This window comes from Shewanella gaetbuli, from assembly GCF_023284065.1.
Taxonomy (GTDB): domain Bacteria; phylum Pseudomonadota; class Gammaproteobacteria; order Enterobacterales; family Shewanellaceae; genus Shewanella; species Shewanella gaetbuli.
In genome coordinates this window covers 10,537-25,388 of the sequence record NZ_JAKIKP010000010.1, presented here as the reverse complement: position 1 = coordinate 25,388, position 14,852 = coordinate 10,537, and the positions used below count along the sequence as shown (strand labels likewise).

Genomic DNA, 14,852 nt, shown 5'->3' with positions numbered 1-14,852 from the left:
TATCCCCATGCATACCGCAGTAGTGGCTTAAAGCGCTTGCAAAGCGTGATTTGTAACCATAAACAGATAATTTATATACCGATAGATTTAAAGACTTTATAGCGCTTTATGCTACTATTTCAATTATGATTCTTTCTGAAAACCTTTCATTATCACTTTATGAATTTAACATTGCTTCCTAGCGCGAAACTTGCACCTCAATTTAATGTGCCCAGTGAATTACCAAGCACTTATTATTCGAGCCATTTACTACTTGGCCAAGAAAGGGTTGTCGATAGCTTTAAATTGATGACTAAATTAACTCATCAACACTTATTTTTAGCTGACTTCCCGGGTGTAGACAGACCATTATTCATTAATGCATTGTGTTCTCAAGCTGATACGCCTAGTGATCAATTTTTGGTTGCCGTTAAAAACACTGACGACCCACAAGCCATAAAGTTTAAATGGCAACCACAACGTCCAAGTGAAAATGTTGGCGTTATTGCGAAACAAACCTCGTTGTTTACCTACCTGCACGGCTCAATTCGTCGCCATGATTTGATTGGTAAAATGCAAAAAACAGATAAGAGTAGTCAATACGTTGCTGGTGCACTGGCGTCTAACCATTATGTATTTATTTGTTTGCAGTCAATCTGGAAACGAGAAGGCCTTTGGGAGCTGTTATTACAAGTTCTGGCTGATGGACAATATCGCATTAATCAAGAGTTAGCCCCTATTCCGGTCAACTGTAAAATTATTCTAGTTGGCTCAGCTTTTTCATTCAGCCACTTAAAGGGCGAAGACAGATTATTTAATCAGCATTTTCCGTTACTGGCTGAAATGAGTTACGAGCTTGACTTAACCAAACATACAGAAACTCAGTACAGCCAATGGTTAGCCACCTTAGCCAATACTCAAGGCATTACTCTTGAGCCATCAAGTTTGCTACCATTAATGTGGTTTAGTGCAAGGCAAGTAGAGCATCAACAAAGGTTAACCCTAAGCATGGTAGACATGCGTAATTTGATGGCTCAGGCTAACGCCTTGGCAGCTAATCTCACTACGAGTGCAATTAACAGCAGCCATGTGGCTAAAGCGATTCATCAGTTAAAAGTACGCCACAATAGTTCAGAGCTTTATTCAGCGCAAAACTTTGATGATAAATTTATTAATCTGCCAACTGAAGGGGCTATGGTTGGGCAAATTAATGGCTTAACTGTTATTGATAGCAATGACTATGCTTATGGCGAACCGGCAAGAATTACCACTTCTGTTCACTATGGTGACGGTGAAGTGGCTGACATTGAAAGAAAATCAGAGCTTGGCGGTAATATTCACACTAAAGGGATGATGATTTTATCGGCTTGTTTATACCGAATTTTTGGTCGTGATGCCCCATTACACCTAAATGCCAATATTGTGTTTGAGCAATCTTACCAAGAAATCGACGGCGACAGTGCTTCATTAGCCGAATACTGTTGCTTAATGTCGGCAATTGCTGAGCAACCTATTGTGCAATCTTTGGCGGTAACCGGCGCTTTAGATCAGTTCGGTAATGTACAGGCGATTGGTGGCGTTAATGAAAAAATTGAAGGCTTTTTCAATTTATGTTCACGTAGAGGCTTAACAGGAAACCAAGGGGTAATCATTCCTAAAGCGAATGTACTGCAACTCAATTTAGAGCCTGAAGTGATTAGTGCGGTTACAGAGGGTAAGTTTACTATTCATGCTATTGAGCATATGGATCAGGCTGTCGAGCTATTAATGGCTATTCCTGCTGGTGAAGCGAATGATGATAATGACTTCCCAGCAGAAACCTTATACGGCATGGTTCAACAACGCCTTGATAGATTAGCTGGCCAAGATGAAGAAGTAGAATTAACCTTTTTGGCTAAATGTCTCGCAAAACTACGAATTATTTAGTGATCGGAGTTGTTTAGCGTACACGTGTTCGCTATCTTGTCACCACTTACATTAGCTATAGTGGTATCAAGACAAATGGAAAGAGCAAACAGTTTTACCAAAGAACAACTTATCGCATGTGGCCACGGTGATTTATTAGGGCCAAATCGTCCTCGTTTACCGGTCGATAATATGTTGATGATGGATCGTATTGTAACCATTAATGATAATGGTGGTGAATTTGGTAAAGGTGAGATTGTTGCTGAACTTGATATCACCCCTGACTTATGGTTTTTTGATTGCCACTTTGTCACTGACCCAGTAATGCCAGGTTGTTTAGGTTTAGATGCGATGTGGCAATTAGTAGGCTTTTACCTTGGTTGGGAAGGTGCTGAAGGTAAAGGACGTGCTTTAGGCGTAGGTGAAGTTAAGTTTACCGGACAAGTGTTACCTGAGGCTAAAAAAGTCACTTACAAGCTTAACATTAAGCGTACGATTCATCGTAAGTTAGTTATGGGTATTGCTGACGCGGTAATGGAAGTTGATGGTCGTCAAATTTATTCTGCGACGGATTTAAAAGTAGGTATTTTTAGCGATACCTCAACATTCTAATTCACAATCTTGCATTTCAAATAATGCCCTCAATTGAGGGCATTTTTAATTCTAGTGGTTGAATAAACATCGTATAAAGCAGATCATTTATTAAATAGGCCACTCATCCTTCCATCAACACCTTCGCGCCACCCGCCAAGCCATTGTGAACGAGAGTCTAAACCAGCATAGGGACACAGTTCCTTAGAGCGTCCTCCTATGCCTGCTTGAAATCCTTTTGAAAAAGCTCTATCTAAACGATCTCTCTTTTGTCTTTTCATGCAAGCGTCCTCTTTATTATTTATCCAATCTGAGGCTACGTTTTAGTAACTCAGGACAATATGAATAGCTGCTTTTTTAACCAAAATCAACACAAAAAAACCTTCAATTTAGCGAAGAATTATTAAACTATTGAGACAGAAACCAAAAAAAAATCGAGAATATTTTCTCGATTTTTTTAAGTTCATAGTCTATGGATCACATAAACAATACTGCCAAGTTTATTTCGCCAAGCGTCGTCTAAACCATAATAGCGGCAATGCTAATAACCAAGCGAAGCTAGCCGCTCCTTTGCGCTCATAGGGTTTTTCTTCTGGCACGTCTGTGTAAGTACAAGCTTCACCACTGGTTGGCTTTAAAACTACCATGCGCGGTAAAAATGACGTTACAGGGTCACCATTGCCATCTAAAGCGAAGTACGGTAATCCGTTTTCTTCATTAACTAACAAGTTACCTTCATCGTCATATTGATAACCGGGCTTACGAATAAAGGCTGTACCGGTAATAGTGCCATCTTCATTAATACTGGTAGCCTCAACAATATAAATTTCAGAGTTATAGGTTAACTCTTCACCGGTACCATCTTGTACTGAGACTTTATGACGCTCCCAGGTATTATCACCAGTTGAAACGTAACCTTTTGACTCACATACTAATTGGTCATTTATATTGACGAATTCTTGATCATTATGATTGTATAAGAAACCCACCTTAGGACGCGGTTTTTCTTTCTCATAAGTGGCTTCAATATAACCCACTACTTGACCTTGGTTGTTAATATCTTTTGCCTTACTACTAAGATCAGATATTCCAGGGTTAAAATCTTCTGGGGTAATTGGCAACGTTTCAGGGTTATTGGTATCAAAGATAAAGAATTTATCACGTAAATAGCCGCCAATGTATTTACGGTAACTACCGACTAATAAGCCGTCATCGTTAATGTCATAGGCTATTGACGATAATATGTCGTTATCTTTAAAGTTTATCCAATTATATTGATACTCACCATTGGCATCTTTTTTCCAATAAGCGGCATCTTGACGCAGGTTATCAGTATCGCCGTAACGGTAAACATGCGAGCGTCCAACCACATCGGCATTATTATTAATCCCTAAGCCTTGAGCGGTATACACTAAATTAGAGTCATCTGGAGGCGTTAAGCCAAGCGGTAACTCGGTTACGGCTGCATTACCGTCACTGACAATATTGTTTAAATCCCACACTAATGCACGGGTTTGATATTGAATATTTCGACGACCATTAACAGGGAACTGATTGGCTTGCACACAGATATCAACAGGAACAGGGTTTTCTGCATCTGGGTCGTAATTGTCGATACATGAATTAACGTTATCTTCAGCAAAAGAAGACAGCTCAGTACTGCCATAGCCGGTAACAATATTAGATTCATTAACATCAGCAGCAGCAGACCAGCCACCTAGCTCAACAGTCGCGGCAGGCTTGTCGCCATCTTCCTCACGTGAAAATGTGGTGTAAGGTGGCACAAGAGGCAGCTCTATTGCTGGGTCTTGTGCGGTACTAACTGCAACTCCACGAAGTTCAAAGTCGCGATAATACCAATACTCTTGGTCTTCATCTGTTCCAACATACTCAAGTGTTTTTTCTGGAGCTGAATATGCGCCGACTTTAATATCGTTGTTATTCATCGCATAAAAAAATGAATCAACTGAGTTGATAACTTGCTCACCTTCATCATCAATTTCATCAGGAGGTGTTGTTCCTGCAATACTAAAAAACTCAGGTTTCCAAGCTTCTGCAGCATTAGCCGCCGCAGTAAAGGTAAAGTTATTCGCTTCAATGGGCCTAAAAATGCTGTACGTAATGGTTTCAGTTCCATTTAGTGCATCTTCAATATCAATAATGCCATTTTCGATATCTTCTTCAGATAAGTTTTTCTTACCGTTTGAAATCCCAACCATTTCATCATTAGCATTGACGCCCATACCATAACCGGTACGGGTTGCAGCGATGGTGCCTCGTAAGTCGTAAGTTGCTTCATCGAGGTTGACAATTTCATACACAGGAGCGGCTTGTGCGCTACCTATAGCCCCTAATACACCCATGGCGACTAGCGATAAAGCCTTGTCTAACGTTAACTTCATGTAAACTATTCCTGTTTTATTATTCTTTACTTTAATGACTCAAGCTCTTCCCAACGCTCAAAGCATGTTTCCAAATCTTGTTCGGTTTGCGCTAATAACTGTAAGGTTTCATTCACAATCTCTTGTGGTTGATTGTAAAAATCAGCGTTATTAACTTGCTGTTGTAACGATTCTATTTCCTGCTCAAGCTTTTCCATTTTTGCAGGTAATTCTTCTAGCTCACGCTGCATTTTATATGACAGCTTTTTGGCTGGTTTTTCTGCAGGTTTAGCTGGTTTTGGCGTTTTAACAACTGGGGTTTCGACAACAGATTCAGCTACAGGTTCCTCAGAATAAAATTTAGCCCCCTGAGAAACAGCATCTTGGTAGCCACCAACGTATTCACTCCAGTGGCCATTACCCGCAAACCACCAGCTACTTGTTACGGTATTATCAATAAATGCCCTGTCATGGCTGACAATTAATAATGTGCCTTCAAAATCAGTTAGCAGAGACTCTAGCAATTCTAAGGTCTCAATATCAAGGTCGTTTGTTGGCTCATCAAGAATAATTAAATTTGCTGGGCGCAATAATAGCCTTGCTAACAATAGACGATTCTTCTCACCACCAGATAACGCTTTTACCGGCGTTCTTGCGCGCATAGGCGAAAATAAGAAGTCTTGAAGATAACTTAATATGTGGCGGTCTTGGCCATTGATAGTAACGGTACTTTTACCTTCACCAACGTTTTCTTCTACGGTTTTTTCAGGATCAAGTGCTTCACGGTATTGGTCAAAGTAAGCAACTTCTAGCTTGGTGCCGACTTTAATCTCACCCGCTTGAGGTTGTAGTTGATCGATTAATAACTTAATTAATGTCGACTTACCACAGCCATTCGGGCCAATTAATGCAATTCTATCGCCGCGCATTACCGTGGTACTGAAGTTTTTAACCAGATTTTTTTCTGGAATGTTGTAGTCAACATTTTGAATATCGAATACCAACTTGCCTGAACGTTGTCCATCCGACACGGCCATTTTGGCATTTCCTTGACGATTTAAACGCTCCATACGCTCTTGGCGTAATGCTTTAAGGGCTCTGACTCGACCCTCATTACGGGTTCTTCTGGCTTTAACGCCTTGTCGAATCCAAGCTTCTTCTTCTGCAAGTTTTTTATCAAACTGGGCATTTTTTTCAGCTTCAACTCTTAACCACTCTTGCTTACCGTCTAAGTAAGCTTGATAACTGCCCGGCCAAGACGTAACAACACCGCGGTCTAAGTCAACAATACGAGTCGCCATGCGTTGAATAAAGCCACGATCATGGCTGACAAATACAATTGCCCCTTTGAAGTTCATTAAAAACTGTTCTAGCCATTCAATGGTATCAATGTCTAAATGGTTTGTTGGCTCATCAAGCAATAATAGATCGGGTTCACACACAAGCGCTTTTGCTAAGGCGACTTTACGTTGCCAACCACCCGACAATTCAGTTAATGGTTTATCAGCGTCTAAGCTTAATAATTCACAGGTTTGAATAATGCGCGAGTCAAGCTGCCAGCCATTGTTATGATCAAGTACTTCTTGTAGCTTTTGCATTTGCTTGAGCATGCTGTCCATTTTTTCTGGCGACGCATCAGCGATATCGTGTGAAAGCTGGTGATATTTCTCAAGTGCTTCACCAATTTCTTTCAAACCGGCGGCAATATAGGCATAAACCGTGCCTTTTTCCGCTTTAGGGGGGTCTTGTTGTAAACGGCTTACATTCACATCATTACTGATATTAAACTCACCATCATCAAGCAGTACTTCGCCCGCTAACACTTTCATTAAGCTAGACTTGCCAGCACCATTTCGGCCAACAATACACACTCGCTCACCTGGCTCGATTGTAAAATCTGCGTTTTGCAATAATGGCGTGTAACCATAGGCTAAAGAACCATTATTAATTCGAACAAGACTCACTCTACTCTCCTAAAAAATCTGCTAATTCAGACGCATCAAAAGGCCAAAACAATTGTTTTTGACCATGGGCCAATACCGGAATGGAAGTTCCATATCGCTCGGCTAATTCAGCGTCTTCACATATATCAATGTGCTGATAAGTCAGTTGTGCATTATCCACTAGCGCTTTAGCTAGTTCGCACAAATGACACCCGTCTGTGTGGTACAGCACATATCCTTGATTACTTGGCATGGGTAATTAACCATACATTGTGAATATGTGGGTTTCGTTTGTAATCCAATGGCAAACATTTATCGTCAATATTAACGACCTTCATGCCCATTTTGGTCAACAAGTCGATATCCATTTTAAATTTACGTTTGTTGTTCGAGAAAATAATCTCGCCATCAGGCGCTAATAACTTAATTAAATCACCTAGCATATTGACGTGGTCGCGCTGTACATCCCAACTGTCCTCCATACGTTTTGAGTTTGAAAACGTAGGAGGGTCAATAAATATCAGCTCATATTTTTGCTGGCTGTTCTCTTTTATCCATTGTAAGCAGTCAGCTTGAATAAACTGGTATTGCTTGCCAGATAACTGGTTTAAGTCGAAGTTTTCTTTAGCCCAATTGATATAGGTATTTGACATATCAACAGTGGTAACTGACTTTGCGCCACCTAATGCCGCGTGAACAGAGGCTGAACCTGTGTATGAAAATAAATTCAATACATTGCGGTTATGTGATTTTTCACCGACTAATTTGCGCGTTACTCTGTGGTCTAAAAATAGCCCGGTATCTAGGTAACCGGTTAAATTTAACTTAAAGCGCGCATTATATTCTTGGGTAATCACTTCTAACTTTTTATCATCCAGTTTTTCGTATTGATTAGTGCCTTTTTGACGTTCACGGGTTTTAAGGGTGATTCTATCTGGACTAATACCTAAAGCGTGTGGCAACGATAACAATACATCACTCACACGGCGCTTAGTAACCGCTTCAGGAATACTGGCAGGCGCGGAATACTCTTGAATAACCACGTAATCGACATATTTATCAATCGCAACGTTATATTCAGGTAAATCAGCATCATATATACGATAGCTATCGATATTTTCTTTTTTCGCCCACTTGGTTAACTGTTTGATATTCTTTTTAATGCGGTTAGCAAACGCTGGTGCAATATCTGCAATATCAACGCCATCTGGTAATTCAGGTGCAGTACGACGAGTGCTTTTAGCGTGTAAAGTGTAAAGGTTAAACGCACACTCTAATGAGCCGTTAAACATTTTCATTTGTTTATCAGCTTTAAGCTTTAATGAAGAAATTAGCTCAACGTCGCTACACAACATGGCCACTTTCCAGCCACCAAATTCTTTTTTGAATTTATCACCTAACTGGTAATAAAGTTGTAATAGCTCGGTTACGCTACCTAAACGCTCACCATAAGGCGGGTTTGAAATCATAAAGCCTTCTGATGCAGGAGGTGCAACGTTTAGTGCATTGTTAACCGTAAATTCAATTAAATCAGCCACACCAGCATTTTGTGCATTGCGTTTAGCCAGCGCCACTAAACGTGAATCGATATCTGAACCATAAAATTTAATGTCGCAACGTGTTTTACCTAATGATGCTCTAGCTTTAGCTTCATCTAACACTGTCTGCCACATCGTCGCATTGTGACTACGCCAGTTTTCAAAACCAAAGCGCTCACGTTGTAAACCTGGAGCAATATCTGCTGCAATCAAAGCTGCTTCAATCAAAATAGTGCCACTACCACAGAATGGGTCAAACAAGGTGGTAGGTTGTTGTTGCCAGCCTGAACGAGCCAACATATTGGCTGCTAAGTTCTCTTTTAATGGTGCTTCACCAGTGGTAGAGCGATAACCACGTTGATGCAGAGCTGAACCCGAGAAGTTCATTGAAATGGTGACTTGACCATTTCTATAATGGGCATCAATTTTAAAATCAGGGTTGATACGAGCAACATCAGGGCGGTTTTCACCGTCATCACGGAAACGGTCAACAACCGCATCTTTAATTTTTAACGCCCCAAACTGGGTGTTGTTAATAAAACCTCCAGTACCATGGAAGTCGATACTAAAGGTATTTTTATTTGAAAAATGCGATGTCCAGTCAATGCAGTAGGCCGCATTATAAAGTTGCTCAGGTGACTCACATGGTCCTTTATAAATAACCAGTACAATTCGACTCGCTAACCTTGTCCATAAAGTTATACGGTAAGCAAGCTCAAGAGGAGCAGAAAAGTACACACCAGCAACGCTTTCTTTAACGTCATGTGCACCAAATGCTTTAAGTTCACAAGCAAGGCTATATTCAAACCCTTTAGGGGCGGCAGCAAAAAAATTAAACATGGATTAACGCATCATCTTAAGGTAAAAATTCTGTTGCGCATTATACCTGTTCACAGCCATATCCCCAACGACTTATCGAATTTGCCACTAGATATATGTTGATACCCCGCTATTAAAGTAGGCGAGTGAACTTAAATAGGCTCAGTTTTATGCGTTTAGGCGAGCAGTAATCATACATTAGGCCACTTTATCACCAGTTAAACCTTTTTTTATAAAATAGACTTGCAAAGGCCATGCCCAGTCGTTATAGTTCGCCCCGCTTTGAAGGACGCAACGTTTAGATGCAGAATACAAAGCAGCGTTTATCGGACGCGGGATGGAGCAGTATGGTAGCTCGTCGGGCTCATAACCCGAAGGTCGTCGGTTCAAATCCGGCTCCCGCAACCAATTTAAGAATGAACCATTAAATGCAATCAGTTTAAGAGTGAGTTCTAAAATAAAGATAAACGTAGCGATTCAAATCAGTCGCGGGATGGAGCAGTATGGTAGCTCGTCGGGCTCATAACCCGAAGGTCGTCGGTTCAAATCCGGCTCCCGCAACCAATTTGATTAAAAACGCAAACAAAAAATTCAGTCGCGGGATGGAGCAGTATGGTAGCTCGTCGGGCTCATAACCCGAAGGTCGTCGGTTCAAATCCGGCTCCCGCAACCAATTTCCTAGTTACAAATCTTCCTAGTTACAAATCTTCCTAGTTACAAATCTTCCTTGTTTTTTATATGCAATTCTTACACACCAATTCAATCGCTTAACGAAGATGTTTTATTTACAGACCCAACGCTAGAATCTCTGTCATTTGTAATGGTCTAATCAAACCCTCATTCCGTACTAAACTCCACGTCATTCCGGTAAGGCTTTTGAGCCGGAATCCACTTTGGCTTTCGTTGAAATACAAAAAACAGATCCTCGATAACAGATCTCGAGGATGACGAGGTTTTTACGTCATTCCGTGCTTTTGAATCACCGTCATTCTGTACTCTATCCCACGTCATTCCGGCAAGGCTTTTGAGCCGGAATCCGCTTTGGTTTTCATCGAAAGACACAAAAGCAGATCCTCGATAACAGATCTCGAGGATGACGAGGTTTTGCGTCATTCCGTACTAAACTTCCCATAACTCCGTACTCTATCCAACGTCATTCCGGCAAGGCTTTTGAGCCGGAATCCACTTTAGATTTCGTTGAGATACAAAAAGCAGATCCTCGATAACTTATCTCGAGGATGACAAGATTGATTTCGATAAGGGCAAAGTTATTTTAGGATTGGTTTCGAAAGTTCCAAGGGGAATAAGCTTTTAACCCTATTAGACATTGAGGGTTAACTCCCTTTTTTATTTAAGATTTTTTCAACCAATGTTTTACACGAGTGCGGTTGTTAGTATCGCGACTTTTTTGGATTAGTTGGTCATCTGTTTGATGAACAGTAGATTTGGCGAGTCGGTCATACAACAGAACATTAACTGAAGCGGCTAAATTCATGCAGCCTTTAGTGGGGACGTATACCACATCATCAGCGGCATCAATAAGTTGTTGTGGAATAGAGCCATCTTCTGGGCCGAAAATATAAAAACCTTGTTCAGGGTGGGTAAACTCAGGTAGAGGCGTTGCTCCTACAACTAAGTCGACACATATAATTTTACTTCCTTCAGGGACTTGCTCTAATAAAGATTCAACCCCTTTTAACGGAATGGTTTTAGCCGCTTGTTTTTTATCAACTTCATATTGGGTCTCAGCTTTAACAGCAAAGTCATAGCGATTTCCAGTATAAAAAACTTGGTTTACCCCATAACAGCCACAAGCGCGCATAATACCAGCAACGTTTACAGGTGTTTTAGGGTTAACAAGGCCTAAACTGACAAAGGTCGAATCTTCTGTAGACTCATGAGGTTCTGACTGGGTATTTAATTTCGATTCAACATTGGTCATGACTAATTTAAAACCTATGCCGCGGCACTAACAATGCGACCACGCAATTGCTGCCAAGCTTGGGTTACAAGCTGATAATCGTCGTCATTAAGCTCTTCATTGGCCAGCGTTAAACAGTTGGCAACTTTAGCGTCTAAAGCGTCTATTCCCTGCTCTGCTTCAACTTCTAACTCTGCTAATACAACCGCGATATGACCTTGTAAGTAACCGCTGGCAAATAGTGCATCATCATCACCATGGCTTACGGTTTCTTCAATCCAAGACTCTATTGCTGCATCATACTTTTCTAACATGGGTTTATTCCACCAAATCTGGGTTGGCTACCTGATACATGACGTAATCGTGGTAACCAGTGATAACTTTATAATAACCACTTAGGGCTTTATCTAATTCTGGGTCGCCACTATCCACAATTAATGGACGACCTTCAAGTGCTTTTAGCTTTGTTTTTGTTGCAACAATCAAAATATTGTCTTTTCCAAGCTGTTTTATCAAACTTGGCGACAATTGCTGATTGCCTCGCCCTAACACATGGCCTTGGCCACCAATTAATGTAATCACTAATTTAGTCGGTTGATTCTGTGTTAGTTCGAGTAATTGTTGTGCGGTAACATCTGTAGCTAGCAATTGTTTATCTTGAATAACGTCAACACCCAGTAAGGTGTTTTCAAGATATAAATCTTCCATAATTGCGGCAACGGTACTGCCCGAACCCATAATAAATAATTCGTCTTCCATTGACTCAATAACATCAGCGGCAATATCGGCTAATACCAATTCATCAACTTCTTTACCGCCCATTTTAACGGCTTGTACGTATCGAGGCTCAGCAGGCACTAACATTTCGCCAAAGCGCTTGGCCTTCACGTTTCCTTGCCTAAATTCGGTTTCATCAATGTCCATTACATCGGCGCTCATTAGACTAACTAATTCGCCTTCAAGTAACATTTTGACCACTAAACCTGATGCATGTGGAGTAATACCATAAACACCAGAATGAATTTTCACCCCGGCTGGTACGCCCAATACCGGAACCGTATCTTGAACCACTGCATAGACATCTCTAGCGGTGCCATCGCCACCGGCAAATAATAGCAGGTCTAACGGCTGGCTTATAATGGCGTGGACAGCATTTTTAGTATCTTGGGCGCTAGTCCTAAAACCGTCTTGTTCAATCATTGGCTCACTTATATAAGCAACTTGCGTGTTAAAGCCGAGCTGCTTGGCAAGTGTTTCACCCATTTGATCATTTGCGGTTATCACTTCAATTCGGTCTTTAAACGGTTGAATAACCTCTAATGCTTGTTGCATTCGCAAATGTGATTTAGGTTCTGCGCCTTTTTCAATCGCTAGTTGTGCAACACCATCTGAACCTTTCAGCCCAACACTGCCACCTAAACCTGCTAACGGGTTAATCACTAAACCTAAACGAAACGGTTTCACGCTTGCTCCTTAGTCGTTAATTGCGATACTTCTTCTGCCAATTGTTGATTTTTACCATTCATATTGGGGATCAAGATAACAGCGACAGCTGATGCAATTGCACATGCTGCGGCAAATACCCACACATAAACGGCTCCTGAACCGTCACCCCATATATAACCGCTAATCCATGTACCTATTGCACCACCAACACCAAAACTTAAACTGGCATATAAAGCTTGGCCTGTACTTCGGTGATGAACACCAAAATGACGATGTATAAACTGGATTGACACGGCATGAGTTAAACCAAAAGTAAATGCGTGTAACACTTGGCTAAAAACCAACATGACAATTGAGTCAGGATAGTAGCCTAAAATAAGCCACCTCAGTGCAGTTACCCCTACACTAAAAATAAGTAACAGGCGTAAACCATATTTGCCAATTAATTTAGACGCATACAAAAAGATACCTATTTCAGCTAATACGCCCAAAGCCACCATGACACCAGCAAAGGTTTCTGAGTAACCCACTTGTTTAAGGTATAAAACAAAAAAGCCGTAAAATGGCCCAACACTCATTTGCAGTAATAAAGCCGAAAGTAAAAATAACACTATCGATTTATCAAGTTGAAGTTTTGGCCTTTGTTTACTGTCTAACACTGAAGCTTTGGTTGAGGGCAGAGGCAATGAACTCAACAACAAGCCGATAAACAGTGCCATACCTATGAAAGGTAATACTTGAGCGCCAAACTGGTCAATGCCCCAGCCAGCAAGTATCACCAATACGATATAGCCGACACTGCCCCAACTGCGTATGGCGCCATACTGATTAGCATTATCCCCTAAGGTTTCAAGGGTGATCACTTCTAACTGCGCCAAAATAGCATTCCAAAAGAAGGTATAAATGGTCAGGCTAATAGCTAAATACCAAAAACTACCTTCAAAGAAAAAGCTGATAAAAGTAATTGCGGCGCACAAGGCACCTAGCTTAACTAACCCCGCCCGCATGCCGGTTCTATCAGCGACCACCGCCCAAATGTTAGGGGCAATAATCCTCGTGGCCATTAAAATAGCAAGTAAGGAACCAATCTCTTGAGCACTAAAACCGCGAGAGTCGAAGAACACGCCAAGGTAAGGAACTAATACGCCAAGAATAGCGAAGAAGAAGAAATAACAAGCCCTGAGCCAGCGAAGCTGAAACTCAGGGCTAGAACTGATTGGCATTTAGCGCATTCCGATAACTGGGGTTTGGCTGTTTACATCCTGATTTTGAGCGCGATGACGTAGTAAATGATCCATCAATACTATAGCTAACATGGCTTCGGCAATGGGTACGGCACGAATACCAACACAAGGGTCATGACGACCTTTGGTAACAACATCAGCAACATTACCTTGTACGGTCATACTTTGACCCGGCACACTGATACTTGAAGTCGGCTTTAAAGCAATATGCGCAACCACTGGCTGACCAGAAGATATACCACCAAGTACGCCACCGGCATGGTTTGACTCAAATCCCTCTGGAGACATTAAGTCGCGTCCTTCAGAGCCTTTTTGAGTTACCACCCCAAAACCGTCACCTATTTCAACGCCTTTTACCGCATTAATCCCCATAAGTGCATGGGCGATATCAGCATCTAGTCTGTCAAATACAGGTTCACCTAATCCAACAGGAACCCCTGTTGCTGCAACGGTAATTTTTGCACCAATTGAATCACCCGATTTTTTTAAATCGCGCATATATTCATCTAGCGCTTCTAGTTTCGAGGCATCGGGGAAGAAAAACGCATTCTGCTCAATTTGTGCTAAATCAATGGTTTCAGCGCAAATGGGACCAAGTTGTGACATATAGCCATGAATTTCGATACCATGCACAGCCTTTAAATATTTTTTAGCCACTGCACCAGCAGCAACTCGCATTGCCGTTTCACGGGCAGAAGAACGTCCACCGCCACGGTAATCACGTAGTCCATACTTTTGCTGATAGGTATAGTCGGCATGCCCCGGACGAAACAGGTCTTTAATATTTGAATAGTCTTGGCTGCGTTGATCAGTATTTTCAATCAATAAACCAATTGAAGTACCTGTCGTTTTACCTTCAAATACCCCAGATAAAATGCGTACTTCATCAGCTTCGCGTCGTGCGGTAGTGTAACGAGAGGTACCAGGGCGACGTCGGTCTAAGTCATGCTGCATATCTTCAACACTTAGCTCAAGTCCAGGAGGACAACCGTCAATAATACATCCAAGCGCCACGCCGTGACTTTCACCAAAAGTGGTGACAACAAAGTTTTGCCCTATACTGTTTCCTGACATGCGCCCTCTTT

12 protein-coding genes and 3 tRNA genes are annotated in these 14,852 nt (G+C 41.5%); 5 read left to right on the top strand and 10 right to left on the bottom strand.

The features are described 5' to 3' along the window. The first annotated feature begins 159 nt into the window (after positions 1-159). Both L2672_RS12915 and fabA read left to right on the top strand, forming a co-directional pair. Complete coding sequence (locus L2672_RS12915; protein WP_248996266.1) at positions 160-1,905, top strand: S16 family serine protease; 1,746 nt, start codon at positions 160-162, stop codon at positions 1,903-1,905. A gap of 75 nt (positions 1,906-1,980) precedes the next feature. Next, positions 1,981-2,496: a bifunctional 3-hydroxydecanoyl-ACP dehydratase/trans-2-decenoyl-ACP isomerase gene (gene fabA / locus L2672_RS12910; RefSeq protein ID WP_248996265.1), complete on the top strand. Its 516-nt coding sequence runs from the start codon at positions 1,981-1,983 to the stop codon at positions 2,494-2,496. An 83-nt stretch (positions 2,497-2,579) separates the two neighbouring features. Here the strand turns inward: fabA and rmf are convergent, their stop codons facing one another. The 5 genes from rmf to rlmKL form a co-directional block, all read right to left on the bottom strand. Then, positions 2,580-2,756 carry a ribosome modulation factor gene (rmf, locus tag L2672_RS12905; RefSeq protein ID WP_248996264.1) on the bottom strand — a complete coding sequence of 59 codons (177 nt, stop codon included), beginning with the start codon at positions 2,754-2,756 and terminating at the stop codon, positions 2,580-2,582. 219 nt (positions 2,757-2,975) lie between these two features. Continuing rightward, on the bottom strand, positions 2,976-4,877 hold the full coding sequence (locus L2672_RS12900; RefSeq protein WP_248996263.1) for a DUF3466 family protein: 1,902 nt from the start codon (positions 4,875-4,877) through the stop codon (positions 2,976-2,978). Positions 4,878-4,903: 26 nt separating this feature from the next. After that, positions 4,904-6,820, bottom strand: a complete 1,917-nt coding sequence (locus L2672_RS12895; RefSeq protein WP_248996262.1) for an ABC transporter ATP-binding protein — start codon at positions 6,818-6,820, stop codon at positions 4,904-4,906. A gap of 1 nt (position 6,821) precedes the next feature. Next, positions 6,822-7,052: a glutaredoxin family protein gene (locus tag L2672_RS12890; protein WP_248996261.1), complete on the bottom strand. Its 231-nt coding sequence runs from the start codon at positions 7,050-7,052 to the stop codon at positions 6,822-6,824. After that, positions 7,042-9,177, bottom strand: a complete 2,136-nt coding sequence (gene rlmKL, locus L2672_RS12885) for a bifunctional 23S rRNA (guanine(2069)-N(7))-methyltransferase RlmK/23S rRNA (guanine(2445)-N(2))-methyltransferase RlmL (RefSeq protein WP_248996260.1) — start codon at positions 9,175-9,177, stop codon at positions 7,042-7,044. The genes L2672_RS12890 and rlmKL overlap by 11 nt, the downstream gene beginning before the upstream one ends. Positions 9,178-9,487: 310 nt before the next feature. Here rlmKL and L2672_RS12880 point away from each other — a divergent pair. The 3 genes from L2672_RS12880 to L2672_RS12870 all read left to right on the top strand — a co-directional run bounded on the left by L2672_RS12880 (position 9,488) and on the right by L2672_RS12870 (position 9,829). After that, positions 9,488-9,564: transfer RNA gene (locus tag L2672_RS12880), tRNA-Met, on the top strand. A gap of 79 nt (positions 9,565-9,643) precedes the next feature. Beyond that, positions 9,644-9,720: transfer RNA gene (locus L2672_RS12875), tRNA-Met, on the top strand. A 32-nt stretch (positions 9,721-9,752) separates the two neighbouring features. Beyond that, positions 9,753-9,829, top strand: a tRNA-Met gene (locus L2672_RS12870). A gap of 678 nt (positions 9,830-10,507) precedes the next feature. Here L2672_RS12870 and L2672_RS12865 read toward each other — a convergent pair. Genes L2672_RS12865 through aroC form a run of 5 tightly spaced genes read right to left on the bottom strand, consistent with a single transcriptional unit; the run spans position 10,508 to position 14,841 of the window. Further along, positions 10,508-11,098, bottom strand: a complete 591-nt coding sequence (locus L2672_RS12865; protein WP_248996259.1) for an RNA methyltransferase — start codon at positions 11,096-11,098, stop codon at positions 10,508-10,510. 14 nt (positions 11,099-11,112) lie between these two features. Further along, on the bottom strand, positions 11,113-11,391 hold the full coding sequence (locus L2672_RS12860) for a YfcL family protein (protein ID WP_248996258.1): 279 nt from the start codon (positions 11,389-11,391) through the stop codon (positions 11,113-11,115). A gap of 4 nt (positions 11,392-11,395) precedes the next feature. Continuing rightward, the gene (locus L2672_RS12855; RefSeq protein WP_248996257.1) at positions 11,396-12,541 is read right to left on the bottom strand and encodes an ATP-NAD kinase family protein; all 1,146 of its coding nucleotides are present in this window, start codon (positions 12,539-12,541) and stop codon (positions 11,396-11,398) included. Further along, positions 12,538-13,746 (bottom strand): MFS transporter, encoded by a 1,209-nt coding sequence (locus L2672_RS12850; protein ID WP_248996256.1) that lies wholly within the window; start codon positions 13,744-13,746, stop codon positions 12,538-12,540. The genes L2672_RS12855 and L2672_RS12850 overlap by 4 nt, the downstream gene beginning before the upstream one ends. Then, a complete protein-coding gene (aroC, locus tag L2672_RS12845; protein WP_248996255.1) occupies positions 13,747-14,841 on the bottom strand; it encodes a chorismate synthase in 1,095 nt (364 codons plus the stop codon). Positions 14,842-14,852 lie beyond the last annotated feature (11 nt).

Bases quoted from the DNA above. Each gene is read 5' to 3' on its own strand.
- L2672_RS12915 (WP_248996266.1), top strand. From the start codon at position 160: ATGAATTTAACATTGCTTCCTAGCGCGAAACTTGCACCTCAATTTAAT.
- fabA (WP_248996265.1), top strand. From the start codon at position 1,981: ATGGAAAGAGCAAACAGTTTTACCAAAGAACAACTTATCGCATGTGGC.
- rmf (WP_248996264.1), bottom strand. From the start codon at position 2,756: ATGAAAAGACAAAAGAGAGATCGTTTAGATAGAGCTTTTTCAAAAGGA.
- L2672_RS12900 (WP_248996263.1), bottom strand. From the start codon at position 4,877: ATGAAGTTAACGTTAGACAAGGCTTTATCGCTAGTCGCCATGGGTGTA.
- L2672_RS12890 (WP_248996261.1), bottom strand. From the start codon at position 7,052: ATGCCAAGTAATCAAGGATATGTGCTGTACCACACAGACGGGTGTCAT.
- rlmKL (WP_248996260.1), bottom strand. From the start codon at position 9,177: ATGTTTAATTTTTTTGCTGCCGCCCCTAAAGGGTTTGAATATAGCCTT.
- L2672_RS12865 (WP_248996259.1), bottom strand. From the start codon at position 11,098: ATGACCAATGTTGAATCGAAATTAAATACCCAGTCAGAACCTCATGAG.
- L2672_RS12860 (WP_248996258.1), bottom strand. From the start codon at position 11,391: ATGTTAGAAAAGTATGATGCAGCAATAGAGTCTTGGATTGAAGAAACC.
- L2672_RS12850 (WP_248996256.1), bottom strand. From the start codon at position 13,746: ATGCCAATCAGTTCTAGCCCTGAGTTTCAGCTTCGCTGGCTCAGGGCT.
- aroC (WP_248996255.1), bottom strand. From the start codon at position 14,841: ATGTCAGGAAACAGTATAGGGCAAAACTTTGTTGTCACCACTTTTGGT.